Genomic DNA, 24,770 nt, shown 5'->3' with positions numbered 1-24,770 from the left:
CTACTTGTTTGCAAACAATTCAGTGTTCCTGTTATTTACTAATTAAGTCCGGGCGGCTCGTCCGGACTTTTTGTTTAGTGCATGAAAAAATACGACTTCATCATTGCGGGGGGAGGTATGGCAGGCTTGAGTCTGGCGTATTATCTTACGCAGTCCTCATTGCGCGACCGCTCGATCCTGATTATTGATCGTGATGTTAAAAACCAGAACGATCGAACCTGGTGTTTTTGGGAGAAAGGACAAGGGCCGTTCGAGTCCATCGTATTTCGTAAATGGGAGACCGTTAGTTTTCACGGTACTACGTACTCCGGGCCGATTGATATGGTGGACTACCACTATAAAATGTTGCGAGGCATTGACTTCTACGCATTTATAGAGGCTGAACTCGCTAAATACCCGACAGTAGAGCGCAAAATAGCAACGATCAATCGCATAAAAGACACGCCACAGGGCGGATTTGTCATTGCCGATGATGAGCCATACATTGCCGATTACGTGTTTGACAGCACGTTTGCGCTCAAGTTAGATCAGCCCGAAAATCATAACCTACTCCAGCACTTCAAAGGCTGGGTAATCACTACCGAAAAGGCGTGTTTCGATCCTAACTATCCCGAAATTATGGATTTTCGGGTGGAGCAGCATGGCGACTGCCGTTTTCTCTACGTCTTACCATTCAACGAAAAAACAGCCCTAGTTGAGTTTACGCTTTTCAACGACAAGCTTCTCTCGCAGGAGGAGTACGAAGCTGACTTGAGGCAGTATATCGACCGGTATCTGGATACGGGAGCGTACCGAATCAGCGAAACCGAGTATGGCGTAATTCCAATGTCCGACGAGACGACTACAGAGAACCCATCTGATCACATTATCCGCATTGGCACGTCGGGCGGTTACACAAAGGCGTCAACGGGCTACACATTCCAACGAACACAACGGTATCTTCAGGACATCGTTCATAGTTTACATCAGACGGGTAAGCCTCATCGGAAGAGGTCCTGGTTTAAGGGACGGTTCAAGCTTTATGATAGTATTTTTCTGAACGTTCTCCAGAAACATCGTCACCCCGCCGACGACATTTTTACCAAAATCTACACAAAAAATTCTCCCCGCGTCTTTACATTTCTGGATGAAGATACACGGCTAATGGATGAGATCCGACTGTTTACAACGATGCCGTGGTGGCCATTTACGGCGGCTTTGTTTGATGTACTACGTCGAAAAATAGTTCGATAAAGAAAGTTTGACAAGGTTCGTTACCGTAAGTGAATAGGGGAGTCCTAACAGCTAGCTGAACAAATCGTATCGTTGTTCGCTTCAAGCCAAACGTACTATCCGTGAACTACTACTTACAGCCTGACACTTTCTATCTGATTGTCTGGTTAGCCTGCCTTTTGTTAGCCGCCGGAGCGGGTTTTCTGCTTGGCTTTTTACTGCGCGATCACCAACGTATAAAGCCACTCGTGAAAACAGAACAGTTGGCCAACCGAAACAAAATTCGTTGAGAGCTTACGATCTGGTTTGTTTTGTCATCCCATTGCTTGCTTAGCCATCGGAATGGAGTAAGTCGTTCGGTGAACACTCGAACATGAAAAAGTCGATGTGCATGGGTAAGGTATGGTTATAGCATTATTAGGAGAAGAAATAAAAATTGGCGAGTGAGATTTTAGCCGGATAATAAGGTTGTACTCCCAAAGTCCTGAATTCTTGCTCGGTATGGAATATCTCGTAGATTTGCATAGTTAAACCAAGCTCATACGGAGTAGTAATGCCTTATCTCTTCACATCCGAATCTGTTTCTGAGGGACACCCCGATAAAGTCGCTGATCAAATCTCCGACGCGCTAATTGACAATTTTCTGGCCTTTGATCCGTCCAGTAAAGTAGCTTGCGAAACGTTGGTTACGACTGGACAGGTAGTGTTAGCCGGTGAAATCAAGACTGATACGTACTTAGACGTTCAAAAGATCACTCGTGATGTGATTCGCAAAATTGGTTATACCAAGAGCGAGTATATGTTTGAGGCTAACTCGTGCGGTATTTTCTCGGCTCTCCATGACCAGTCAGCTGATATCAATCAGGGCGTTGACCGCGAGGTAGCCAACGATGACTTCGAAACAAAAGCCAACGCACAGGGAGCAGGCGATCAGGGCATGATGTTTGGTTACGCAACCAACGAAACCGACAACTACATGCCGTTGCCGCTGGATCTGGCGCACGCTATCCTGCGTGAAATGTCCAACATCCGGAACAACGAAAGCCAGCTGATGCCCTATCTGCGGCCCGATGCCAAGTCGCAGGTAACGATTGAATATTCGGATGATCACCAGCCAATCCGAATTGATACCATTGTCGTATCAACGCAGCATGACGATTTTGCGGATGATGAGACAATGTTGAATAAAATTAAAGAGGATATCATCAATATTGTAATTCCTCGGGTGAAAGCCGCTCAGAAAGCTGAGTTGCATAGCCTGTTTACCGACGATATTACGTATTACATCAACCCAACGGGCAAATTCGTTATCGGTGGTCCTCATGGTGACACGGGACTGACAGGACGGAAGATCATTGTTGATACTTACGGTGGCAAAGGTGCGCACGGCGGTGGGGCTTTCTCCGGTAAAGATCCGTCGAAAGTAGACCGTTCGGCTGCGTATGCGACTCGTCACATCGCGAAGAACCTGGTAGCCGCTGGTCTGTGCGACCAAGTACTGGTACAGGTGTCGTATGCGATTGGTGTCGCTCAGCCTTGTGGCCTTTACGTAAACACGTACGGTACGGCTAAAGTAGACCTGAACGATGGCGACATTGCCCGGAAAGTTGAAGCGATCTTCGATATGCGTCCGTATGCCATTGAACAACGCCTGAAGCTTCGCAATCCGATCTATTCAGAAACGGCTGCTTATGGACACATGGGCCGTAAGAACGAGATCGTAACAAAGAAATTTGGGTCGAACGGTAACGCCAAAGAAATGGAAGTAGAACTGTTTACCTGGGAAAAGCTTGACTTTGTTGACAAAGTAAAAGAAGCCTTTAGCCTGTAACACAATGTTCTTAAAAAGCGAAAGCCACTCTACGCAGAGTGGCTTTCGCTTTTTAGGGGATTTTTATAACTCATCGGGTTCGAGAACCTCTTCTTCGTCGCTCATTCGGGATTTGGCTTCGGTAATAGCCGGGCTGAAAATATCATTTCGTTTTTGTTTGCAGCGAACAAGCTTGTCTTTCAAGACCTCAAGTACCTTGTCGGTTGCGCTCTCGAAGCTTTTGTCGTGTTCTTTTACAAACAGTTCTTTGCCGGGGATTGTGAGCCGAACTTCGACTACTTTCTCTTTGACTTTGTTAGAATCAGCCCCATCCAACTTAAGGAAAACCTCTCCACCAATAATCCGGTCGTGGAAGGTATCTAGCTTGTTCAACTTGGCCTGAATGAAGTCTAACAGGCTCTGATCAGCGGTGAACCGCACTGCATTAATTTGTAGTCTCATTGTGTCGCTTTTAAAAGTGAATTGAAATAAGAACATCAATGGACTACCTAAGTTTGGGCATCTTGACCACAATGTCAATACTGGCTGCGAAAGATACAATTCTGTTTCACGCTACCAGAGCAAGAAGCAACCGTACCGCTTAGTTTTTAATGATTTAGCAATTGCCGTGGAACGGTTACATATTAAGATTCTTTAGAAAATATAATTTTAATTTTTAAGACAGATAAATCTGGACCGCCTGCCTTGGGCGGAGAGTAATAAGTGGTTGAGCCGTAACCTGTAAACCGGGTATGGGACGTAGCTCAAAGCGATGGAGTAAAACAATTAATAGGGCCTGCATTTCCATGAGCGCAAACTGATTACCAATGCACAGCCGTGGCCCTCCGCCAAAAGGCATATAGGCGTATGGATGTCTTTCTTTACTGAGTTCAGGCGCAAATCGCTCAGGGTCAAAACGTTCGGGGTCGGACCAGCTAGCCGGATCATGATGCAACACGTAAGGGCTGAGTAGTACACCTTCGTTAGCAGCTATGGCGTGGTCTCCGAAGCGGTCCGGTCCAAGCGACAGTCGGCTCATTACCCAGCCGGGCGGATAAAGCCGTAATGACTCATTAATGATTTGCGATAAATAAGGCATCGCCCGCAAATCGTCCGCCGACGGCTGACTGCGCTCTCCAAGTGTTGCCCTAATTTCGGCTTTTGCTCGCTGAAGAATGCCAGGGTGTTGCGCCAGCAAGTACAGCGTCCAGGCCATTGACGTGGCCGTGGTCTCGTGGCCCGCCGTAAACAGCGTTACCATCTCGTCTCGAAGCTGTTCGTCTGACATGCCTTCTCCCGTTTCTTCGTCAGTAGCGCGCAGCAGCATATCAAGTAAGTCGTCGCGGGTTTCGCCCGTTTTACGCCGGGATTCGATGATGCCGAAAATCAGGTTATTGACCTGCGTTGTTGCGCGTTCAAAATTGCGTTTACTGGGCGTTGGTACCCATTTCGGCGCTCGAATCGGATTAACGACGGCATTGATTGCAAAATGATTCAGATTCGCCAGGGCAGTAGAAAGACTGTCTAGCTGGTCGCCCAGACTACTGCCAAACAATGTTTTTGTGACAATGCGTAAAGTAACGTCGGTAGTAGCCGTGGAGAAATTGACGGGTTTATTATCCGCTACTTTTTCTAGGCGATCGGCCCAGGCTACCGCTTCTTCAATCATGGTTTCGGCCAGGATTGCCAGTTTTTGCCGGTGAAAAGCGGGTTGAGCCAGTCGACGCTGCTTACGCCATAAGTCGCCTTCGCTCGTTAATAATCCATTGCCCAGAAACGTTTTTAAGATCGCAAAGGATTTGCCTCGTCCATAGTTGCGGTTATTTTCCTGAACGACCTGCTTGGTTTCTTCGGGTTTAAGCATGAGCGTTGTGGCACGACCACCCACATTGATGCGTACCATGCGCTCGTGTCCATAATCCCGTTGGAGCCGCCGAAAAAATGCTAGTGGGTCGCGTAGGTACTCAAGCGTGTTGCCTACAACGGGTAAACCCGGATGAACGGGAATTGGACGAATGGGAGAAAGTGTAGTTTCCATAGCAAAACTAAAACGAAGCCAGACGTTACGTTGTGCCCCCGATACGTTCGGCACTTTCGGGAGCTTCCGGCCCAAGTTGATCGCTTAAAATAAGTCCTGTGATACTAACTGCTGAAAGAAGCAATAATTGCATTGCACTTAGTGAAGTTAGTGCGCCAACGACAAGTAGAAAAATACCGATACCAAGTCGTGTATAAATACCCCGCGTAAAGCTTGGATGCGGTGGTCCAGCCTTTAAGGTCGTTAAACTGATGCATCCCTCGGTTAGTAAATAAGCAGATACCGAACCGATGAATAGCCAGTGTGTCGAAGGAGGGAGTTCAGTAGCGTTGATATGTTTTATAGCTAACGTTAAACCAACGCCTGTCGTCGTCAACGCAACGGTCAATGGCAGGTGCAAATATAGCCAGGCTGTGTACAAGCGGGTATCACCTCCTTCTCTGACCTGGCGGACGGCATCGTCGTCTAAGCGGTCGAAGTAGGCCCACCAGAGCCCAATAATAATAATGCCACCAAGCAGCGTTGCGACAATCGTTTTAAGATCGAAGCCGCTTTCGATCAAACCCTGGGCTGCGCTGCTAACCGTTTGCCCCAGAACGAGTAGCGTAAATAATCCGTAGCGTTCGGGTAGATGACGTACATCAGGAGGTAAATCTTTGTACAGTCGATTACCCGACGTGGTCAACGGAGTGCCTAGCTCAATAAGCACCGCAACGCCCCAAAGGATGTATCGATACGGCGCTTCGACGAAGGTCGAGGCAACCCAAAGCAGAATTGAAGCGGCAAAACCAGTCGTAAGATGCTGGATGTAAGGGCGTGCTTTAGGAATGTAAAACCAGGCGCGACCGTACTCGATCAGCAAAATCAGCCGGGTAAAGGAATAGCTTAGCGCGTAAACAACAGAGGATAGATTCGATTCAAGGGCTCTGGGAATAGAAGCCACCAATATAATCAGACCGAGTAGTTGCAGGCTGCTAAGCACCCGATGAACAACGTCCCGCTCATTGTCGAAGCGGGTAGAATAATGGGTTTCGCCATTCCAAAGCCACCAGATAGGTACGTATAGTAGAAAAAATTCAGCGAGTGATTCACCCGTTAGCGAAGTCAACAGCCGCTGGGCCAACTGCATGATGATCACCGTAAAAACCAGGTCGTTGAGTAGTTCAGCCCAGGATGCCCGTCGTTCTCCGTCCGCGTCCATCGACCGTAGTTGGGGCTTGGCAGGCGTTTGCTGCTGGCTGTCGGCCATAAAGTTGTTCAGTAGTAGTTGTCTATCAAACTACCGAAGCAATTTATAGTTGCGATACTCGCCCATGCGCCAGCCGGTTAGCCGTTCGACGACGATTTTGAGCCGATTTTTGAATGAATACTTTTTTTCGCGGATGTTAAAGTTAAACTGCCAGTGCTGGGCATCGATGCGGGGCTGCATAACGGCTGGATGGGAATCCTTGAATTCGGCCAGCGCATCAATCGTGCTGTAATCAAACGGATCGGGGGCCTGCTGCGGTTGGGCGGGTTGATCGTCGTTGTGCCAGAATCGTCGCGTACCGGCTATTTTTTCCTGCTGCACCTCAGGCGGCTTTACCCAGCCGTAGTGATAAACGTAAGCATCGACAGGCTTAACATGCAGTTTCTGATTGTCTTTGGTGCGGAACCCCTGAGCATCCCGGTAAGCAATCACATTGCCCGTGTTGCGAATGATGCGTATTTCGTGGCGATACCACTGCGGAGAGTCACCGATGTATTGGTACGAACCATAAAAGTGCAGGTACTTAAACAGAAGCCCTTCTACGTCAGGCTGATCAAGGTACCGTTCCATCGCCTGTCGGACAGCGGGGATATACCGCTCATGAAGAACCTCATCCCCCTGAATGTAAAAAGCCCAGTCCGTATCGGCTGAAACGGCAGCTAAGGCTTTATTGGTTTCAACGGCTAAGACCTGCCCGCCTGATCGTAGCGAATCATCCCAAACCGTTTCGACAATGCGGATTTTAGTGGAATCAATACGCTGGATCAACGCGAGCGTGTCATCGTCTGACTGACCGACTGCTACGACAAATTCATCGCAAAGAGGCAGAACAGATTGAATGGCTTCTACGATGGGGTAATCGAACTTGATGGCGTTTCGGACAATGCTGAAACCGGTTACTTTCATAATGTATAAATGGCGCTGCCGTAAAGATACTAGTCATACGGCGGGACGATCACATATTCCTGATAAACTCCTCCAGCGCGGTAAGATGATCGGCAAAAGCCTGTCGGCCCGCGTCGGTAGTCGAATACGTGGTATTAGGCTTTCGGCCAATGAATTGTTTCTGGACGGCTACATAACCTGATTCTTCCAGCGCCCGCAGGTGAGTCGCCAGATTACCGTCGGTTAGGCCGAGCAGTTCTTTAAACGCATTAAAACTCATGGCGTCGTTAACCATGAGTACTGACATGATATTCAGCCGCGCTTTACTCTCAAAAGCTTTATTAAACTGAGCCAGCAGATCTTTCATGCAGTGTTACGTTCGTATTTAAAATACATGGCTAGTCCGTACACGATGTGCAGAACGCCAAAGCCGACTGTCCAGGCCAGCAGGTTGTATCCCGGCCAGAACAACGATAATAAGCCAAGCCCGATTTCGCAGTAGCCGAGCGACTCGACATCACGGATGGTGTATTTACTTCCATTAAGCAACGCCAGTCCGTAAAAAATAAGCGTTGCCGGGAAGGCCAGCCAGATCAGCCCGTAATGCAGTAACGCCAGGCAAAAGAAGCCGCCTGTTGCCAAGGGCACGGCCAGCGACCAGACCAGCCGTTGCGACGACGCATTCCAGACGCTTGCTCCCTGCCGACGGGCTTTTCGGATTGTAAAATAGCTCCCGGCTAACAGCGCAGCGAGTAAGACGCTAAACGCCACGATTAATAAAAACTCGCGGATGGACTGGTGCGCTGCTGTATCGTAAAGCTCAAGCCGCTGATAGTTCAACAGCTGAAAGGTATCGGTCTGTAGACGAAGGTAAACGACAGCTGCCCCGATGAGCGCAATAATTCCCGCCGATACGCCAGATAAACCGCTTAGGGAGAGAAATTTTGAGGAGCGTTCCATCAGACTGCGGATTTCCGTCAGCGTCTGTAGATGTTCGCGCGATTCGTGCATGGAAACTAATAGTTACGGGATCGCCCGTACGGTTGTAATGGAAGGTCCTGATTGATAGGAATAAAAAAAGAGACCTTACTCAAAAAATAAACGTCAAAGCATCGTCAGCAATTTGCCGCCCAGAATAATCAAGCCGACAAGTACAGCAGTAATCGCCAGAATCAGTACCGCCCCAGACGATAGATCCTTGATCGCTTTGATCTGAGGGTGCAAACCCGGCGACACAAAGTCACAAATCTTCTCAATCGCTGTATTAAAGGCTTCGGCTGCCCAAACTAGCCCGATCAGCGTTAGAATAACGGCCCACTCCAACCGGCTAATTTGTAAGCATAACCCAACAACAACGACCAGGGCTGCGATGAGTAAATGGACTTTAGCATTGTTTTCGTAACGGAACAAATCGACAATACCCTGCCCCGCAAACCCAAAACTACGCCAAACTTTACGAACCTTAATCATGAGACAAACATAGTACTAAATGGGGTAGTGGTAGTTGACTAATCAAGAAAAGGTTTACATGACGCACGCATGAGTCGGTATCAATTGGCCTGATCGCGCTCATAGTCAACGTACCACCAGAAAGCGACATACAGTACCACCAGGACGAAGCCATAGGCTACTGTCAATTTTAAGCTCAAGTGGTTATCGGCAGCCCCGGCAATCGCATCAAACAAAGCCAATGGTTTGGTCAGGACATCCCAGCTGTTCCACCGGCCAAACCGTCCCAGATAGATGCCAAAACCGGATAGCAACTGACTGGATAGTGCTATAATCCAGGTTAGCCGAGTGCCGATGAGCGGGCGCAGTAGCCGGTGCACGACCAAAGATGAATACAAACCCGCTAGCAACCCCGTCTGCGCGAACAGAAAAAGCGTCATCGTGTCGAACCAAAGCAGTGGGTTATCCACATGTTTGATGTGGAAAAGATCGGTAATAATGTAAGGAGCATTGGGTAAGAAGGCCAGCCAGAGCGCCAAACCACTTCCGAGTAGCCAACGATTGGTAAAGCCAGCCGACCGCAAATCACGTAGGATAAGGACCACGCCTAATGGAAAAAAAGCGAGAAACAGATTCCAGGTCAGCATGATAAAAAACCACCAGTTGCCAGTGAGAAGCCCGCGCGTGACAACTAAGCATAAACCGGCTACCGTTAAGCCCGCTAGTGCGGTCAAACCTTTACCCACTTTAGGGCGACTGTACTGATCGTCTGGCCGACGAGCAGCGAGGTAGAGTGATTGTTGCATGTATTTAAAGTACTTTGTTTTGCAAAGTAAAGGGCGAAAATATCACTCTGTCAAGCAGTACATGGAAAATATTTTTTTCGGCATAAAAAAGTTTGGTTCTTATGGATTGCAGATAAAATAAAATTTTAAAATTTGTAGCTATGCATTTTGTATATTTTTTAAAATATTGACTTAACCAAACCAGATTGACGTCCTATGCAAAAATACTTACTTTTTTGTGTGCTGTTTATAGTTGCCACGACGCGCATAGCGTTAGCGCAGGACAGGCAGATAACCGGCACACTTCGCGATGATCAGACGCAACCCATCACCGGAGCGAACGTAGTCATCAAAGGAACCACACGCGGTACAACGACCGACGCGGCAGGTGATTTTCGGCTGACAGTACCGAGCGGAAATGTCGTGTTAACCGTTTCATCGGTAGGGTACGTAACGAAAGATGTAGCGTTGACGCCCGGCCAATCGCAGATTACGGTATCGTTGGTGTCTGACGACCGGGTGCTGGGCGAGGTAGTCGTAACGGCCTTGGGGATTAAGCGGGAATCAAAAGCGCTGAGTTATGCCACGCAGACCATCAAACCTGCGCAAATCAACGAAGTGCGCGACGGTAACGTCCTGAACACATTGCAGGGCAAAATTGCGGGCGCGTACATTACGCAGGGGTCCGGTGGTCCGGGTTCGGGTTCACGCATTGTGTTGCGTGGTAACCGCTCTATCCAGGGAACGAACAACGCTCTGATGGTCGTCGATGGTGTTCCAATCAATAACAGCACGTTCGGACAAGCAACGAGCGACTTTGGTAGCGTTGCCAATTCGGACGGTGCGTCGAACATCAACCCCGACGACATCGAGAACGTAACGGTGCTGCGTGGTGCTTCGGCTGCCGCGTTGTACGGTAGCCAGGCGGCCAACGGCGTAATCCTGATTACTACGAAACGAGGTAAATCGGGGCGGGTTTCGGTCGATCTGAACTCGGGCGTTTCTGTTGACAAACCCTTTGCCCTGCCCATGGTACAAAACCAGTATGGACAAGGTGTGGGTGGTGTTCTGAACGCCGAAAAAGGCGACAGCTGGGGAGCAGCCATGACGGGTCAGTCGTACACGAATTATCTCGGCCAGCAGGATACGTATTCGGCTCAGCCAAATAACATCCGTGATTTCTTCCGGACCGCCGTAAGCCTTAACAATTCGGTTGGTATCACGGGCGGATCGGACAAATCGCAGACGTATTTGTCGTACACCAACAACGCGCTACAGGGAACGGTACCGGGCAACAACCTGACGCGGCACACGATCAACCTGCGCTTATCAAACCAGATCAGCTCGAAGTTGTCGACCGACGCGAAAGTGACCTACATCAACCAGTCGGTATTGAACAAGCCCCGTACGGGCGAAGAAAACGCGCCGGTCATGGACATCTACCAGATTCCCCGGAACGTTAGTCTGGCTAATGCCCAGAATTACGCGGCTCCCAACGCCTTCGACCAGCCGACGCCAACGGCCTGGCCTTCTACGCTGAACTCGATCTACCAGAATCCGTACTGGATGCTGAACCAGACCGCTATCAACCAGTATCGTGACCGTGTTATCGGATTCGTTCTGGCGAAATACCAACTGACCGATTTCTTGAGTATTCAGGGACGGGCTAACCTCGACAAGTACTTCGATAAAAATGAAGAAAGCTACTCGCAGGGTACAATCCTGTGGGCTAACCAGGCCGGTGGTAAATTCTCCCGCAACAACATTGTCAATACGCAAAGCTGGTATGATTTGTTGATCGAAGGTAGAAACAAAATCGGCGGTGATTTTTCGCTCGATTATCAAGCTGGTGCGATTATCCAAGACACCCGCTATCAGTCGACATACGCGCTGGCGGATGGCTTGAATGTACCAAACCGGTTTAACCTGAACTTTGGTACGAACCAGAGCTTGACGGACGATTTTACGCGCGTACAGACGCAGTCGCTGTTTGGACAGGCATCGCTGGCCTGGCGGGATGCTATTTTCGTCAATGCCAGTTTGCGCAATGACTGGTCATCAACGCTGCCTAAACCGTACTCATTCCAGTATCCGTCGGTCGGTGCTTCGGTCGTGTTGTCCGATCTGTTAAAGCTATCGGGACCATTATCGTTTCTGAAACTAAACGCATCGTACGCCCAAGTGGGTAACAGTGCAGATCCTTACCTGCTGCAAACAAACTACTCGTACTCGCAGGGGGCTGGTTCTGGATTTATCAGCCGGGACGGAACGCAGGCTATTGGTAACCTCAAGCCGGAGATCACGAAAAGTTTGGAGATCGGGATTGACGCCCGTTTCCTGAGTAACCGCCTGGGGGCAACGATTACGGCCTACAAAACGAACTCGATTAACCAATTGCTGAAACTGGGTCTGGCTCCGGCATCCGGATTCAAAGAGCAGTACATCAACGCGGGCGATATTCGCAACATGGGACTTGAGGTTGTAATCAACGGAACGGCTATCAAAAACGACCGTTTCTCGTGGGACCTGACGTTCAACATGGGGTTGAACCGCAACAAAATCGTTAGTCTGTCGCCCGATATCAAAACGGCGTTCCTGTCGGGTGGGTTTGGTCGGTCAGCGTCGCCAATCGTGCAGGAAGGCGGTTCTTACGGCGATCTGATCGCTTACCGCTGGCAGCGTGATGCGAATGGCCGCTACGTGGTTGCCTCTCAATCAATAACGGCTGCTGATGGAAGCCGGTCGATTACGTCTACGGGACTACCAATTGCCACGAAAGATCAGGAATACATCGGTAACTTTAACCCGAAGATGCTCCTGGGTCTGACGAATAGCTTCACGTTCAAAGGCTTTTCACTCCGCGTACTGGTCGATGGCCGGTTAGGCGGTATTGCGGTGTCGGGTACAGAAATGAACCTCGCATTCAGCGGTATCACGGAAGCAACCGCTCAGAAGCGGGAAGGAAACTGGGTACTGCCAGCGGTAACAGGGGGTGTTACGGGTGCGGATGGTACAACGATCGAAGGGGCCGGCAGAGAAAACACGCAGGCAATCCGGGCTGAGCAATTCTGGCAGACCGTATCGGGTAAGCGTTACGGCTGGGGTGAATTTTTCGCTTACGATGCTACCAACTTCCGCGTTCGCGAACTCTCGCTGGGTTACCGAATTCCGGTGCCGTCGAACATTTTCATCAAATCGGCACAGCTGTCGTTTGTCGCTCGTAACCTGTTCTGGATTTACCGGGGTAAGTCGCTACTGGATATCCCCGGCGTTGGCAAGCGTACGATGTGGTTTGATCCGGACGTTAACATCGGTAACGGAAACTTTCAGGGCGTTGAGTATGGTACGCTGCCATCCAACCGCAGTCTGGGCGTAAACCTGAAACTTTCTTTCTAAACTTGAAACTATTGTCACTATGACTTCCTATAAAAAACGGCTACGTCAGTCTGTTGTGGCAGCTGCTCTTTCAGCCCCTTTGTTCTGGGCGGTTGGCTGCACCAACAATTTTGACGAGATCAATACCAACAAAACAAAAGTAACCATCATTGGTACGGGTGAAATTCCTTACCTGTTTTCCAAAGCGCAATCGGCAGCGACGCTTCCGGCGGGTAATTACCAGGTTGGGCAGAATCTTTTCTCTGACCAGTACGCGCAGTATTTTGCCTGCGTCGCTACGTACTTTCCATCAGATCGGTTCGTCATTCGCATGGACTGGCTACAAGGCCCCTGGACCGCTCAGTACACGGAGGTTGTCCCGCAGTTGAAAACTATTCTGTCGAGTACCGATGCCAGTTCGGCGGAAAATGCGCTGGCAAGCATCTGGTGGGTATATTCATTCCACCGTTGGACAGATTATGTCGGACCTATTCCGTATTTCAAAGCGGGCGAACCGGCCACCTCGGTTGCTTACGACGCGCAGGACAAGATTTACGACGATTTCTTCAAGCGATTAGCCGCTGCCACAACGGTTCTGAAAGCGAAAACAGCTGAGAAACCCTACGGCTCGTTTGATTTGATTTACGGCGGTGACGTGAACAAATGGATCAAGTTTGCCAATACACTCCGGTTGCGGTTGGCGCTACGGATCTCTAAAGTTGATCCGACCCGCGCTAAATCAGAAGCGGAAGCCGCCGTTGCGGGTGGAATCCTGACGACTAGCCCCGACGACGATGCCCTGGTGCAGCGTAGCACGAAAGGTGGCGACAATAATGGTTTGGCCATCATGTCGGACTGGAACGAGTTTCGGATGAGTGCGGCTATGGAGTCGGTGCTCAAAGGGTATGAAGACCCACGGCTGCCGACCTACTTTCTACCGGCGGTGAAAACAAATAGCTACGAAGGGCTGCGGAACGGTTTGACGACGACTCAGTTGACCGATCCAACCAATACCGCTGATTACAATTCGCACGTAGGCCAGCGCTGGACTTCAACCGGTCTGGGAACGGCTCAAAACGTGATGGCTACTGCCGAAGCGTATTTCCTGATGGCCGAAGGAGCCCTGAACGGCTGGAAAATGGGCGGAACCGCGAAGGAGCTGTATAACAAAGGAATCGAAAACTCCTTAAAGCAGTGGGGTGTAACGGATGCCGCGTCTATTACAGCTTATCAGAATAGCACCAAAACGCCCGTAGCGCCAAATGACTACCTGAAATCAAGTCCGTTGAGCAACATTCCGGTTGCCTGGGGCAGCACCGAAGCTATCCAGCGGGAGCAGATCGGTACGCAGAAATGGCTGGCTATTTTCCCGGATGGGTTTGAAGGCTGGGCCGAGTACCGCCGGACGCGTTTCCCGAAATTGTACCCGGTCGCCAACTCCGACAACCCGGATATTCCGGCGGGTGGTGTCTTGCGCCGGATACCTATTCTGCTCGTCGAGCAGCAGACCAACGCCGTCGAAGCCAAAAAAGCAGAGTCATTGCTAAACGGACCCGATAAAGTGACTACGCCATTATGGTGGGATAAAAATTAATTGACGTTATCTTTAGTGCATAGGTCGTGAAAGCGGGCGGTAACTCGTCCGCTTTCACGATTTAAGGCCAACCGTAACTGTAAATTGCATTCAATGAAGACGTATCAACTAGGTTTGCTTGTATTGTTGCTGGCTGGTTGTCAGGGAAACGATACGTTGTTCGAGAAACTGTCATCATCCCAAACGAACGTCACCTTCAAGAATACACTCGATGAAGCCCCCGAGTTTAACGTCCTGAAGTATGGTTATTTCTACAACGGGGGCGGGGTGGCCGCTGGTGACTTCAACAACGACGGTCTGACGGATCTGTATTTTACCGGAAATCTCAATGCCAACAAACTATATCTAAACAAGACGGAACCGGATTCCGGCGAAATAACCTTTGAGGATATTACCGACAAAGCGGGCGTTGGTGCTGCCGACGGATGGAACACCGGCGTTTCGCTAGTCGATATCAACGCCGATGGCTGGCTCGATATTTACGTTTGTCGGTCAGCGGCTGTCGATGTTCGATTGCGCCGGAACTTACTGTTCATCAACAACAAAAATTTAACGTTTTCGGAAAAAGCTGCCGAGTACGGGTTAGATGATCCGGCCTATTCGACCCAGGCCGCTTTCTTCGATTACGACCGCGACGGTGATCTGGACTGTTTTCTGTTGAACCACTCGGTGCAGGAGTTTGCCGGATTCAGTCGTATGATCGGCAGTTATAAACAGCAGAACAACCCCAACTACTCAAGCAAACTGTACCAAAATCAAAACGGTAAATTCGTTGACGTATCAGCCTCAGCGGGTATGGTTTCCAACGTGCTTAGTTTTGGTCTTGGCGTAGCGGTAAGCGATTTCAACAACGACGGCTGGCCCGACCTGTACGTTTCCAACGACTACAACGAAAACGATTATTTGTACATCAATCAGCAGAACGGAAGCTTTCAGGAAGTGGTGCGGAATGCGATGGGGCACACGTCACTGTATTCGATGGGCTCCGACGCGGCTGACATCAACAACGATGGCCGAACGGATCTGCTAACGCTCGACATGCTGCCGGAAAACAACGAGCGGATCAAACTAACGTCGGGCGACGATAATTACGATAAATATGAGCAACTGCTACGCGCTGGATTTCACCACCAGACGATGCGTAATATGCTTCAACTGAACGTGGGTGATCAACCAGAAGCGAATAGTGAGGGAAAAACGAAACCTGCTGTTCCTGTTTTTAGCGAAATCGGGCAATTAGCGGGTGTCTCAAACACGGACTGGAGCTGGGCTGGCCTCTTCGCTGATTTTGACAATGACGGCTGGAAAGATCTGTTCGTTACCAACGGCTACGCCCGCGATTACACGAACATGGAGTTTTTGAAGTTCACGATGGATGAACAGTTGAAAACGCGCGAAACTGGCAAGTCATCCGACCCGATGGCGGTAATTGCCAAAATGCCCAGCATTGACGAGTCTAATTACATCTTTCGAAATACAGGACAGCTAACGTTTGAAAACAAAACTACCGACTGGGGATTTAAAGAGCCTTCACTATCGAATGGGGCTGTATACGCGGACTTGGATAACGACGGTGACCTGGACTTAGTCATCAACAATGTCAACGCGGAAGCTACTGTTTACGAGAATCACGCGGAGAAAAACGCATCAAATCATTATTTGTCGGTTCAACTGACGGGCGCTAATCCGGCTAAGCTGATCGGATCGCGCGTGAGTGTCTGGGCGGGTGGACGGATGCAGATGCAGGAATTCATGCCGGTTCGGGGATTCCAGTCGGCGATGTATGGACCGTTGTTGTTTGGCCTGGGAAATACGACACGCGTTGATTCGGTCACGGTTCGGTGGGCCGATGGGAAAACGCAGCGTGTTCAGTCCGACGGAAAGCCGCAATTAATTATTTCGTACAAACCTACTACGGAAACTGTTTTAATGGCTACTCTTAAACCGTACTGGGACGTTACGCAAAATCTACCCGCATTGCATCGGGAAGATACGATCAATGATTTCAAAGTTCAGCCATTATTACCATACATGCTGTCGCAGACAGGCCCCCGTTTTGCGGTTGGTGATGCCAATGGCGATGGCCTCGATGATGTATTCATTGGTAGGGGACGGGGACAGGGTGGACAATTGTTCGTGCAACGCGCGGGACGTTTTATTCCTCTTTCGCAGCCCGCGCTCGTCGCAGACCGGGCTTGTGAAGATGCCGGAGCCGAATGGGTAGATGTGGATGGAGACCGGGACCTCGATCTGGTTGTCGCAAGCGCCGGTTATGAATTGCCTGCCGATGACGCTCGACTGAAAGCGCGCTTGTATCTGAACGATGGTACTGGAAAACTGACGAAGGCTAATGCTTTCCCTGATGTGCTCGTTAGCGCATCGTGTGTGCGCACGGCTGACGTGGATGGCGACGGCGACCGTGACCTGTTCATTGGCGCGCGGGTTGTGTCGGGCCGCTATCCAGAATCGCCAGTGAGTCATTTGTTGCTGAACGATGGCAAAGGAAATTTCTCAGATATTACGACGCAACAGGGCACGTTGAAGCAACTTGGTATGGTCACCGATGCTGTTTTTGCCGATCTAACCTCGGATGGTAAACCTGAACTAATTGTGGCGACGGACTTCGGACCGATTCAGACGTTTACGTTTCAGAAAGGGCAGATGCAGCGGTTGAACAACGGTTTGTCAGCTGTAACGGGTTGCTGGAACCGGCTGCTGGTGGGCGATTTCGACAACGATGGAAAGCCCGATATTATAGCGGCTAATGCCGGTTTAAATAGCCAACTGCGGGCCGACCTAAACCACCCGTTAACCTTGTACGGAATGGAAAGCATCACCGGAAATCAGCTACCCGTGCTGGCCGGTTATGATAGAAATGCTAAATCACCCAAAGAACCGTTTCCTTTCAACGCCCGCGACGAAATGCTCGATCAGGTAGTTGCGCTACGCAAGAAGTTCACCGACTATACGAGCTACTCAAAAGCTACGATTACCGATTTGTTTACGGAAGATGAGCTAAAAAGGGCGCAAAAGCTTCAGGCTGCCGAGCTACGAACGGTGCTGTTTCACAATGAGTCGAACCGCTTTACTGCGCAACCGTTGCCCATAGAAGCGCAGGTTACTCCGGCTTACGCATTGGCCGCTGTTGATGTTAATAAGGACGGTTTGCTCGACCTGATCATTGGCGGTAACCGCGAGTACAACCGGGTTCGGCTGGGTAGGTCGGATGCCAATCGAGGGCAACTGTTTCTGAACCGATCTCGACCAGGAAAGCCCCTATTTGCTTACGTACCCATGCCACAGTCGGGTTTGTGTTGGAGCGGTGATGTTCGCGATCTCTCTGTTGTACGTGTGGCTGGACAAACCGAGCTCTTGGTAGGGGTAACGGGTCAACCCGTGCAAACGTATACTATGAAGTAAACCTATTGCGCTGTCATTAGAGACTGCCAACAATCGGAAGAGTGTACGGTTAACATACCGAGCCTTGTGGTAGCCTTATCAGGTACATGACCGGCTCAATACCAGTGCTAAACAATTCACCGTTATGACCGAGAAAAACGTAAAAAAAGCAGCGAGACTTCTGCTTGGCGCAAACCTGCTGTTTGCCGGAATAGGCCACCTGACCTTTTTGAGAAAAGATTTCAGGGCACAAGTCCCGGACTGGGTTCCCCTTGATGTAGATGACACAGTTGTTTATTCAGGCATCGCCGAAATCGCCCTGGGAAGTAGCCTCATCTTCACCGATGAAGAGCATCAGGAAACGGTTGGTAAGGTGGCGGCTGCGTTCTTTGCGGCTGTTTTTCCCGGAAACATTTCTCAATACGTCAACAACCGAAGTGCGTTCGGTTTAGATACCGACAGAAAACGCTTTGTTCGTTTGCTTTTCCAGCCAGCGCTTATCTATTGGGCGTTAAAAAGTACGGAAAAGTAAAGCCCGGCCTTGCGTGTCAGTTTCGGGTATCGTGATGGTGTCGGTTTCTCAAAACCGACACCGTAGTCTTCCTGTTTTGTCAAGCTAGACTTTAGCTTCTTCAGGTTCCAGCCAGCCATCTTTCAGCCGGACGATCCGCGAACCGTAAGCCGCGTTGGCTTCCGAGTGGGTTACCTGTACGATGGTAACACCATCCTTTTTGTTCAGTTCGCTGAAAATTTCCATGATGTCGCGCGCCTGATCAGAGTGCAAATTACCGGTTGGCTCATCGGCGAAAATTACCGACGGCTCAGCCGCTAAGGCCCTTGCAATACCTACCAACTGTTGTTGGCCACCCGATAGTTGCGCGGGGAATAAGTCTTTTTTTGCAACGATATTGAAGCGGTCGAGGAGTTCAGCTACCCGGCTTTTTCGTTCTGAACCACCTAGTCCTTTGTAAAGTAGGGGCGTTTCGATGTTTTCGTAAACGGTCAGTTCGTCGATCAAATGGTACGCCTGAAACACAAACCCGATCTGCGTGCGGTGAAGCTCCGTTCGTTTCTTCTCGGATAGTTTTTGAACCGGCTGGTCATCAAATAAATATTCCCCTTCCGACGGTTCTTCGAGCAGTCCCAAAATGTGCAGTAATGTGGACTTTCCCGAACCCGATGGCCCCATGATAGACACAAACTCACCCTGAGCAATCTCCAGATTGATATTGCGGAGTACGTAAATTCGGCCAAAGCCAGCGGGGTAATATTTAGCGACGTTATTAAGCTGAATCATAATCGGTTATCGTTGAATGCGTTAGTCGAGGTTGAGAATTTAGGTGCCCTGCGTGAATAATTCCTGCGCTTGCAAAGTCTGCGTCTGTCTTACTCAATCTCAACTGTCGTGCCACGTTTGTAAGTGGTTGTCTAATAATAAATTAGGTTTAGGTCGTTCTAACTTCTCGTCCGGCAGCGGACAAAGCTACTTTTGAAATCGGACATATTTTCTGAGCAGTTGTGCAACTTAATGCGCTTTTGTTACATCTTCACATAAACCAACTCGTTTCTTAAAGCATGAAAGCAATAGTACTATCCTTGTTTGTTATAGCGTCTGGCATGCATTCGGCTAGCACTGACTGGAAAAAAGATCGCACTGTGTCGGGGTTTACGGGGTTGAGCGTTAGTAGCGGTATTGATGTTTATCTCTCCCAGGGCGGTTCCGAAAAACTAACCTTTGATGTCAAAGGGGTTGATGAAGAGGACGTGAAGTCAGAAGTGAAAAACGGCGTTTTGAAACTGTACATCGACCGCAAAGGTGTGATGAACTGGAGCTTTGGAAAGAATACATACGTCAAAGCGCACCTGACGTTTAAACAGCTGACGGATCTGCACGCATCTGGTGGGGCTGACGTATTTGGGCAAGGCAGGTTGTCGTTTGATGATTTGAACGTGGAAGCGTCGGGCGGCTCCGACGTAAAACTAGAGCTTAAAGCCGATGAACTGAACGTATCGGCATCGGGTGGAGCCGATGCCATCATTCAGGGTTCAGCGCGGACGCTCAATGCAAACGGCTCGGGCGGAGCTGACCTCGACGCGCGTAAACTGACCGTTGAAACCTGCAATGCAATCTCGTCAGGTGGTTCTGACGTGTACGTTAATGCTTCTCGGGAGTTAAGTATGAAAGCATCGGGCGGTTCAGATATATACTATTACGGGTCTGCCAAAGTGCTGGCAAAGAGCAAGTCGGGTGGATCTGATATTACACAAAAGAATTAAGAAAGCGCCTAAAAGCGTCTTTGTGTGTACAGAGTAATTAGGGTAATTGGCTGATTGCGGTAATTTTGCACTATAAATTTCTAATCAACCAATTACTCTTTTGACACCTACCATTGGTATTCTTGGCGGGGGCCAACTCGGTCTGATGCTATTGCAGGCCGCTATCGACTGGAATCTTCGCGTCAATATTCTCGACCCCGACGCCGAAGCACCCTGCCGCCACCTTTGCACGCAATTTACGCAGGGATCGCTGATTGATTATGACACGGTTTACCAGTTTGGCCAAACGGTTGACGTGCTGACCATCGAAATCGAGCGTGTGAACGTGGAAGCACTCGAAGCGCTCGAACGCGAAGGAAAGAAAGTTTTTCCGCAACCTTCGGTTATCCGGGTTATTCAGGACAAGCGGCTTCAGAAACAGTTCTACCGCGACCACAACCTGCCTACTGCCGATTTTGTCCTGACCGAAAACCGCGCTGACGTAGCGTTGGTTGAAATACACCAGCCTGATTTCTTTCCCGCCTTCCACAAATTAGGCCGCGATGGGTACGACGGACGGGGAGTGCAACGCATTTCGTCGGTCGCCGATGTCGGTAAAGCCTTTGACGCGCCCGGTGTATTGGAGAAAGCCGTCGATTTTGAGAAAGAGCTAGCCGTCATTGTTGCTCGCAACGAACGGGGAGACGTGCAGACGTTCCCAACCGTTGAAATGGTTTTTCACCCTGAATTGAACCTGGTTGAATACCTGTTTGCACCCGCTGAAATTTTGGAGGAGATAAACCAGCAAGCACAGGATATTGCCCGTCGCACGGCCGAAGCGTTTGGAATCGTTGGCTTGCTAGCCGTTGAATTGTTCCTCGATAAGTCCGGCAATGTGCTGATCAACGAAGTGGCCCCGCGTCCGCACAACAGCGGTCACCACACCATCCGGGCCAACGTGACCTCTCAATTCGAGCAGCACTGGCGGGCTATTCTCAATTATCCGCTCGGCGATACAGCGGATTATCAACCTGCTGCTATGGTCAATCTGCTGGGCGAAGATGGATTTACGGGACCAGCGGTGTACGAAGGATTGGAAAATCTGTTGGCTATGCCTGGTGTGTTTCCATTCTTTTACGGAAAAGCGATTACCAAACCATTTCGTAAAATGGGGCACGTAACTGTTATGGACAACTCACTGGAAGCACTACGCAAGAAAGTCTCCGACGTGAAGGGAGCCATCAAAGTAGTAAGTCAGTAACACTAATAAAAACAAAAAGCCCCGTTGATCGATCAACGGGGCTTTTTTTACGGCTTTAATTAATCTTAAGGACGGCCATAAATGCTTCCTGCGGGATTTCGACGTTACCCACCTGACGCATCCGTTTCTTTCCTTTCTTCTGCTTATCAAGCAGTTTACGTTTCCGGGAAATATCACCGCCGTAACACTTCGCGAGTACGTCTTTCCGAAGGGCGCTCAGCGTTTCGCGGGCGATAATTTTCTGACCGATGGCGGCCTGAATGGCAATTTCGAATTGTTGACGAGGAATCAGTTCGCGAAGCTTTTCGCAGAGCTTTTTACCCCACTCGTACGACTTCGACCGGTGGACAATGGCCGATAACGCATCGACTTTATCGCCGTTGAGCATCACATCCAGCTTCACCATGTCCGATTCGCGGTTGTCCATGAATTCGTAATCAAGTGACGCGTAGCCACGAGAGATCGTCTTCAATTTGTCGAAAAAGTCAAAGACAACTTCGGCTAGTGGCATTTCAAACTGAAGTTCTACCCGGTCGGCGGTCAAGTAAACCTGATTTCTGAGAATGCTTCGCTTGTCCATGCACAAACTCATGATGCCACCGACGTACTCGGACTTGCTGATGATCTGCGCCCGAATAAACGGTTCTTCAATGAAATCGATTAGGTTTGGTTCGGGCATGTCAGCGGGTGCCGACACCTGAATAGCTTCACCTTTGGTTGTCAATACCTCAAACCGCACCGACGGTACGGTGGTAATAACGGTCATATTGAATTCGCGTTCCAGCCGCTCCTGTACAATCTCCATGTGGAGCATTCCCAGGAAGCCGCACCGGAATCCGAAACCCAAAGCCGCCGATGTTTCAGGCTCCCAAACCAGAGCTGCATCATTGAGTTGCAGCTTTTCCATCGCGTCGCGTAGGTCTTCAAACTCGCTGGTTTCTACCGGATAGATACCGGCAAAGACCATCGGTTTCACTTCCGAGAAACCCTGAATGGCGGCACTGGCGGGGTTATCGATGGTTGTAACGGTATCACCCACCTTTACTTCTTTGGCTACCTTAATTCCCGAGATCAGGTATCCTACGTCACCACACTCGATAACGTCTTTGGGTTCCTGGGTCAGGCGTAGCGTTCCGATTTCATCAGCAAAGTATTCTTTACCGGTGTTCATGAACTTTACCTTATCACCCTTGCGAATGCGGCCGTTCTTGACACGGAAAATAACTTCGATACCTCGGTAGGAGTTGAAATGCGAGTCGAAAATCAGCGCTTGCAAAGGACCGTTGGGATCGCCTTTTGGTGGGGGAATCCGTTCGACGATGGCCGCCAGGATTTCTGGAACACCAATGCCTTCTTTACCCGATGCCGGAATAATGTCATTGCGATCACAACCCAGCAGATCGACCATCTCATCCTTAATTTCTTCGGGCATGGCACCGGGCAGATCAATCTTATTCAATACAGGAATAATGACCAGATCGTTGTTGAGCGCCAGGTAGAGGTTGGAAATGGTTTGCGCTTCCGTACCCTGTGAGGCATCAACGAGTAGCAGTGCACCCTCGCAGGCAGCAATGGATCGCGACACTTCGTAGCTAAAATCGACGTGGCCGGGCGTATCAATCAGGTTCAGTGTGTACAACTCACCGTTGTACATATAGTCCATCTGAATGGCGTGGCTCTTGATGGTAATGCCCCGCTCGCGCTCCAGATCCATGTCGTCGAGCAACTGAGCCTGCATATCGCGGGACCCTACAGTCTTGGTAAATTCGAGCAGTCGGTCAGCTAGCGTGCTTTTGCCGTGATCGATATGGGCAATAATGCAAAAATTACGGATATGTTTCACGTTGTAAAACGGAGGAGTCTTTACTACTAAACGGCAAAAATAACTAAAAAAGTCCGCCTTTCGCTTATATCTAAACGGGCACAAAAAAACAAACGCCGGACTCATCAGGGAGCCGGCGTGTTCAATTACACTTCATCAACAAACTAAAAACCAAATGCTGTAGGAGGGGGACTCGAACCGCCCACGGTGCAGTTAGCCACAGTACAACTCTGGTGGTCAACCCCAGTCGCCTTTGCAGGCGGCATTATGCTGCGTTTATCCTTTATCACCACCCCCGAGACAGGAGGGCACGTCTGCCAATTTCGACATCCTACAGTGTGAGAAAAGTTATCAAGAAGACCGGCGTGTGACCCCGCTCGATCAACTTGACAATGCAAAGATAATACAGTCTATTGCTCTATTGCAAATTTCATATAAAAAATTCGCAAAATTTATAATATATTTAAAAAATGGCTATTATTGTTAACAGTTATCAAAAACAAACTAAAAATGACCGAGAAAAATTTAGAAATTGATAATACTGATCTAAAAATACTGAGTTTATTAATGCAGGACGCCAACATGCCTTACACCGAAATCGGTAAACGTATTTTTGTTTCGGGAGGTACGGTTCACGTTCGAATGAACAAGTTAAAGCAGATGGGTATCGTTCGCGGGTCGCAACTGGTGATCGATCACGCCAAACTGGGTTGGGACATTAGCGCCTTTCTGGGAATTTACCTCGATAAAAGCTCACTGTATGGTGAAGTGTCCGAACAACTGGAAAAAATTCCGGAGGTAGTTAACGTTCATTACACAACGGGTATCTACAGCATTTTTGCCAAAATCGTCTGCCGCGACACGCAGCATCTGCGTGAAGTATTGCACGACAAGATTCAAAAAGTGGCTGGTATTCAACGCACCGAAACGTTTATATCCCTGGAAGAGAGCGTTAATCGGCCTATCCCATTTGCCGAAGTGAAAGAATGACTTCTGCATCACGACGCCTTATGGGAGATGAGCAAACGGCACTACATGAACCGTAAACAGGCTTTTGTGCGTTATAGAAGCTAACAATTTTATTCCATGCAACCTATAATTCATGCAACTACGGTGGTCGGTATCCGGCACAATGGTCAAGTCGCACTAGGCGCCGATGGCCAGGCCACTATGGGCAATACCGTTGCCAAAAGTAATGTCCGTAAAGTTCGCGTACTAATGGGCGGTAAAGTGCTGGCTGGCTTTGCCGGTTCAACGGCTGACGCCTTTACACTAATCGAACGATTTGAAGAAAAGCTGAACGCTTACGGCGGTAATCTGAAGCGAGCGGCTATCGAACTGGCAAAAGAGTGGCGTACAGACCGCTATTTACGCAAACTGGAAGCGATGTTGATTGTCGCTACCAAAGATGATTTGCTGCTGGTATCAGGTACGGGTGATGTTATTGAGCCCGACAACGAGATTGCAGCCATTGGGTCAGGTGGGGTGTATGCCCAATCGGCGGCCGTAGCTCTAAAGAAGCATGCGTCCTCGTTATCCGCCGAAGAAATGGTACGCGAAAGCCTACACATTGCCGCTGATGTGTGTATTTACACGAATCACAATTTAGTTGTCGAAACACTCTAGAAAGTGCCA

Annotated in this window: 21 protein-coding genes; 11 read left to right on the top strand and 10 right to left on the bottom strand. The window is 49.5% G+C overall.

The genetic code is table 11. From position 1 onward, the window contains the following. The first annotated feature begins 81 nt into the window (after nucleotides 1-81). The 3 genes from LQ777_RS18590 (at nucleotide 82) to metK (ending at nucleotide 3,043) form a co-directional block, all read left to right on the top strand. Nucleotides 82-1,233 carry a lycopene cyclase family protein gene (locus LQ777_RS18590; protein WP_232559439.1) on the top strand — a complete coding sequence of 384 codons (1,152 nt, stop codon included), beginning with the start codon at nucleotides 82-84 and terminating at the stop codon, nucleotides 1,231-1,233. Between the two features lie 101 nt (nucleotides 1,234-1,334). Beyond that, entirely contained in the window at nucleotides 1,335-1,502 is a 168-nt protein-coding gene (locus tag LQ777_RS18585; protein WP_232559438.1) for a hypothetical protein, read from the top strand. Nucleotides 1,503-1,765: 263 nt separating this feature from the next. Continuing rightward, nucleotides 1,766-3,043 carry a methionine adenosyltransferase gene (gene metK / locus LQ777_RS18580; protein ID WP_232559437.1) on the top strand — a complete coding sequence of 426 codons (1,278 nt, stop codon included), beginning with the start codon at nucleotides 1,766-1,768 and terminating at the stop codon, nucleotides 3,041-3,043. 63 nt (nucleotides 3,044-3,106) lie between these two features. On the opposite strand, the gene LQ777_RS18575 is transcribed toward metK, so the two are convergent. The 8 genes from LQ777_RS18575 to LQ777_RS18540 all read right to left on the bottom strand — a co-directional run bounded on the left by LQ777_RS18575 (nucleotide 3,107) and on the right by LQ777_RS18540 (nucleotide 9,449). Next, nucleotides 3,107-3,484: an HPF/RaiA family ribosome-associated protein gene (locus LQ777_RS18575; RefSeq protein ID WP_232559436.1), complete on the bottom strand. Its 378-nt coding sequence runs from the start codon at nucleotides 3,482-3,484 to the stop codon at nucleotides 3,107-3,109. A 214-nt stretch (nucleotides 3,485-3,698) separates the two neighbouring features. Next, the gene (locus LQ777_RS18570) at nucleotides 3,699-5,060 is read right to left on the bottom strand and encodes a cytochrome P450 (RefSeq protein ID WP_232559435.1); all 1,362 of its coding nucleotides are present in this window, start codon (nucleotides 5,058-5,060) and stop codon (nucleotides 3,699-3,701) included. Between the two features lie 25 nt (nucleotides 5,061-5,085). Next, on the bottom strand, nucleotides 5,086-6,309 hold the full coding sequence (locus LQ777_RS18565) for a low temperature requirement protein A (protein ID WP_232559434.1): 1,224 nt from the start codon (nucleotides 6,307-6,309) through the stop codon (nucleotides 5,086-5,088). Between the two features lie 30 nt (nucleotides 6,310-6,339). Further along, the gene (locus LQ777_RS18560; RefSeq protein WP_232559433.1) at nucleotides 6,340-7,215 is read right to left on the bottom strand and encodes a glycosyltransferase family protein; all 876 of its coding nucleotides are present in this window, start codon (nucleotides 7,213-7,215) and stop codon (nucleotides 6,340-6,342) included. Nucleotides 7,216-7,264: 49 nt separating this feature from the next. Next, the gene (locus tag LQ777_RS18555; RefSeq protein ID WP_232559432.1) at nucleotides 7,265-7,561 is read right to left on the bottom strand and encodes a winged helix-turn-helix domain-containing protein; all 297 of its coding nucleotides are present in this window, start codon (nucleotides 7,559-7,561) and stop codon (nucleotides 7,265-7,267) included. Further along, nucleotides 7,558-8,205, bottom strand: coding sequence for a hypothetical protein (locus LQ777_RS18550; protein WP_232559431.1), 648 nt, complete (start codon nucleotides 8,203-8,205; stop codon nucleotides 7,558-7,560). The genes LQ777_RS18555 and LQ777_RS18550 overlap by 4 nt, the downstream gene beginning before the upstream one ends. A 93-nt stretch (nucleotides 8,206-8,298) precedes the next feature. Beyond that, nucleotides 8,299-8,664, bottom strand: a complete 366-nt coding sequence (locus LQ777_RS18545; protein ID WP_232559430.1) for a diacylglycerol kinase family protein — start codon at nucleotides 8,662-8,664, stop codon at nucleotides 8,299-8,301. A gap of 80 nt (nucleotides 8,665-8,744) precedes the next feature. After that, nucleotides 8,745-9,449 carry a DUF1361 domain-containing protein gene (locus LQ777_RS18540; protein ID WP_232559429.1) on the bottom strand — a complete coding sequence of 235 codons (705 nt, stop codon included), beginning with the start codon at nucleotides 9,447-9,449 and terminating at the stop codon, nucleotides 8,745-8,747. A 195-nt stretch (nucleotides 9,450-9,644) separates the two neighbouring features. On the opposite strand from LQ777_RS18540, the gene LQ777_RS18535 reads away from it, so the two are divergent. The 4 genes from LQ777_RS18535 to LQ777_RS18520 all read left to right on the top strand — a co-directional run bounded on the left by LQ777_RS18535 (nucleotide 9,645) and on the right by LQ777_RS18520 (nucleotide 18,328). Next, nucleotides 9,645-12,824 carry a SusC/RagA family TonB-linked outer membrane protein gene (locus LQ777_RS18535; RefSeq protein ID WP_232559428.1) on the top strand — a complete coding sequence of 1,060 codons (3,180 nt, stop codon included), beginning with the start codon at nucleotides 9,645-9,647 and terminating at the stop codon, nucleotides 12,822-12,824. A 19-nt stretch (nucleotides 12,825-12,843) separates the two neighbouring features. Next, complete coding sequence (locus LQ777_RS18530) at nucleotides 12,844-14,397, top strand: SusD/RagB family nutrient-binding outer membrane lipoprotein (RefSeq protein WP_232559427.1); 1,554 nt, start codon at nucleotides 12,844-12,846, stop codon at nucleotides 14,395-14,397. A 93-nt stretch (nucleotides 14,398-14,490) separates the two neighbouring features. Beyond that, nucleotides 14,491-17,817 carry a VCBS repeat-containing protein gene (locus LQ777_RS18525; protein WP_232559426.1) on the top strand — a complete coding sequence of 1,109 codons (3,327 nt, stop codon included), beginning with the start codon at nucleotides 14,491-14,493 and terminating at the stop codon, nucleotides 17,815-17,817. 124 nt (nucleotides 17,818-17,941) lie between these two features. After that, nucleotides 17,942-18,328 carry a DoxX family protein gene (locus LQ777_RS18520; RefSeq protein WP_232559425.1) on the top strand — a complete coding sequence of 129 codons (387 nt, stop codon included), beginning with the start codon at nucleotides 17,942-17,944 and terminating at the stop codon, nucleotides 18,326-18,328. Nucleotides 18,329-18,412: 84 nt separating this feature from the next. On the opposite strand, the gene LQ777_RS18515 is transcribed toward LQ777_RS18520, so the two are convergent. Further along, nucleotides 18,413-19,093: an ABC transporter ATP-binding protein gene (locus LQ777_RS18515; RefSeq protein ID WP_232559424.1), complete on the bottom strand. Its 681-nt coding sequence runs from the start codon at nucleotides 19,091-19,093 to the stop codon at nucleotides 18,413-18,415. A gap of 278 nt (nucleotides 19,094-19,371) precedes the next feature. Here LQ777_RS18515 and LQ777_RS18510 point away from each other — a divergent pair, with 278 nt between their 5' ends. Both LQ777_RS18510 and LQ777_RS18505 read left to right on the top strand, forming a co-directional pair. Beyond that, nucleotides 19,372-20,073 (top strand): head GIN domain-containing protein, encoded by a 702-nt coding sequence (locus LQ777_RS18510; RefSeq protein ID WP_232559423.1) that lies wholly within the window; start codon nucleotides 19,372-19,374, stop codon nucleotides 20,071-20,073. A gap of 145 nt (nucleotides 20,074-20,218) precedes the next feature. Then, a complete protein-coding gene (locus LQ777_RS18505; protein ID WP_232562871.1) occupies nucleotides 20,219-21,313 on the top strand; it encodes a 5-(carboxyamino)imidazole ribonucleotide synthase in 1,095 nt (364 codons plus the stop codon). A gap of 55 nt (nucleotides 21,314-21,368) precedes the next feature. Here the strand turns inward: LQ777_RS18505 and lepA are convergent, their stop codons facing one another. Continuing rightward, the gene (gene lepA, locus LQ777_RS18500; RefSeq protein WP_232559422.1) at nucleotides 21,369-23,156 is read right to left on the bottom strand and encodes a translation elongation factor 4; all 1,788 of its coding nucleotides are present in this window, start codon (nucleotides 23,154-23,156) and stop codon (nucleotides 21,369-21,371) included. Between the two features lie 489 nt (nucleotides 23,157-23,645). On the opposite strand from lepA, the gene LQ777_RS18495 reads away from it, so the two are divergent. Together LQ777_RS18495 and hslV are read left to right on the top strand one after the other, a co-directional pair. Next, complete coding sequence (locus LQ777_RS18495; RefSeq protein WP_232559421.1) at nucleotides 23,646-24,125, top strand: Lrp/AsnC ligand binding domain-containing protein; 480 nt, start codon at nucleotides 23,646-23,648, stop codon at nucleotides 24,123-24,125. 96 nt (nucleotides 24,126-24,221) lie between these two features. Continuing rightward, nucleotides 24,222-24,761, top strand: coding sequence for an ATP-dependent protease subunit HslV (gene hslV, locus LQ777_RS18490; protein WP_232559420.1), 540 nt, complete (start codon nucleotides 24,222-24,224; stop codon nucleotides 24,759-24,761). Nucleotides 24,762-24,770: the final 9 nt, after the last annotated feature.

The sequence above is a fragment of the Spirosoma oryzicola genome (assembly GCF_021233055.1).
GTDB lineage: Bacteria > Bacteroidota > Bacteroidia > Cytophagales > Spirosomataceae > Spirosoma > Spirosoma oryzicola.
The sequence above is the reverse complement of the archived record's forward strand: the minus strand, read 5'-3'. Positions and strand labels throughout refer to the sequence as shown.